Source organism: Streptomyces sp. NPDC007346 (assembly GCF_040703535.1).
Classification (GTDB): domain Bacteria; phylum Actinomycetota; class Actinomycetes; order Streptomycetales; family Streptomycetaceae; genus Streptomyces.
Window position 1 is genome coordinate 1 of record NZ_JBEYKR010000288.1, and the last position, 1,913, is coordinate 1,913.

General features: G+C 69.7%; 2 protein-coding genes. Both read right to left on the bottom strand.

Annotation, left to right across the window (positions count from 1 at the left end; all coding sequences use genetic code 11):
* Positions 1–13: 13 nt before the first annotated feature.
* Positions 14–280, bottom strand: coding sequence for a hypothetical protein (locus AB0917_RS34085; protein WP_366823573.1), 267 nt, complete (start codon positions 278–280; stop codon positions 14–16).
* Between the two features lie 31 nt (positions 281–311).
* Positions 312–1,787: an NF041680 family putative transposase gene (locus AB0917_RS34090; protein WP_366823574.1), complete on the bottom strand. Its 1,476-nt coding sequence runs from the start codon at positions 1,785–1,787 to the stop codon at positions 312–314.
* Positions 1,788–1,913 lie beyond the last annotated feature (126 nt).

Consider the following 1,913-nt stretch of genomic DNA (forward strand, 5'->3'; position numbering starts at 1 on the left):
CTGAGCTTGTTGTTTAACCTCGGCGTGAGATGAGACGAACGAGCGACTCGGTGGGCCAGCAGAGCCATGCGAACAGGGAACTGGTGACCACGAACCAGTGGATGCTGACCCTGCCCCGCTCCTTTTCCAGGATCAGTGGGGCCTCGTCCCGGTAGATGTAGCGAAGGTATCGGCGGCGGATCGGCGCTCCGGCGATCAGCAGTACCGGTGAGGAGATGAAAACGGCCACCGGGACAAGAACTCTCACGGTGGCGATCTTCGCCTTCTCCTCATATCGCATGCGCTCAGTGTGCTGACGTCTGTGTTACTTGTCAGCCTGCCCTGCGGGGTTTGGTGCCGACCTTGTGGTGGGCCGGTCGCTGGTATGCCTCGCCGCCAGCAAGGACTCGTCCCACGTCGTGGCGGCTTGCGGGGCGCCGGTTTTTCAAGCCTGGCGGGCGTCCGGGGCCGGGTGTGGTGGGTTTCGGCGCCCCGGCCGGAGAGCCCGTCTTCCTGCGGAGGTTCCGGAACCCGCGCCGGACCCGGGCGGGGGTGAGTTTGTGCGGCGGTGCCGGCTTCTCCCACGGCCGCCGGAGGTCAGTGGCGAGTGGCCGGGCGAGGCGGAGCTGGGTGTGGGCGGCGAGGACCAGCCAGGTCCAGCGGTCGGCGGCGGCCGAGTCGCGCAGGCGTGGCCGCGTCCAGCCGAGGGTCTGCTTGAGCATCCGGAAGGCGTGCTCGATGTCGAACCTTCGCAGGAAGGCCTGCCAGCACCGGTCGACGTCAGCGGGGGTGGCGCCGGTGCGTGACCACCAAAGCCAGACCGGCTTGTTGACTCCGCCGGAGGGCAGATGTTCGACGGCCAGGCGGATGACGGTGCCCTCGATGACGGGCAGCGGCCCGTCATGCTCCAGCCAGGCGGCCCGCTGGGTCAGGCGCGGGTGCAGCCGGTCCCATGCCTGGGCGGTGGCCTTGCCGTAGAGGCGGGTGCCGGTGACCGTGACGGCCTGCTCGGCGCCCCAGGTGGCGGGATCGCCGAAGACGAACTCCCCGCCGTGCTTGGGCGGCCGTCCGCCCTTCGGGTTGGCCAGGAGGAACTCCTCCCGCGAGGGCGCCGGGCGGCGCATCACCCGGTCCGAACGGGTCCGGCCCAGGACCTCGACGGGCAGGCCGGACAGCAGATAGGCGATGCGCGGGGCGTCGTAGCCGGCGTCCAGCACGACCAGGATCTCCGGATCACCCGCGGACCACTGGCCCGCGGCGACTAGCCGTTCGACCACCTCGCGGACCTGATTGGCGGTGACAGCGGCCAGGTCGGCGCCGGGGGCCAGGCGGACCGCGTCCAGGAACGCGGTCCAGGAGGTGCGTCCGCTTTCGAGGGCGACAACGACCGAGTACGGCCAGCCGGGCATCATCTGGTGCTTGGCGTTGCCGCGGCCGTAGGTGTGGCAGAACGAGCGGTCCGGCACGGTGCCGGCATCCGGCCGAAGCCACGGCGAGACGTCCACAGCAAGGACCAGCCGACCGTCCGCGGCCCTCGGCAGCGGCACCTCGGCCAAGACCCGCCGCAGCCGGGTGACGTCCACCCGGCCGCGGTTGAGGCCGGCGTAGAGGGCGCCGTGACCCCGGCGGTGCTCGGGCGCCAACGCGAGGTCGACCAGCGACCGCACCGGCCCGTCGGTGCACAGCACCGCGTCGGTCAGCTCGAACAACGCGTCCGCGCGGGCCGTCAGGCAGTCGTAGAAGTCGGTCCGGAACCGCGACAACACGGTCAGGGACTCGACGCGAACAGCGTCGTGCAGCAGACTCACCCTCGCAGCCTTGGCATGATCAACAACGTCTCGACAACGCACATGATCACACCAAGGCCGCACCGTTGTCTCATCGCCCACTAATGGCCAACTGGCCCTTCAGCAGGGGACGTTAAAAAACAAGCT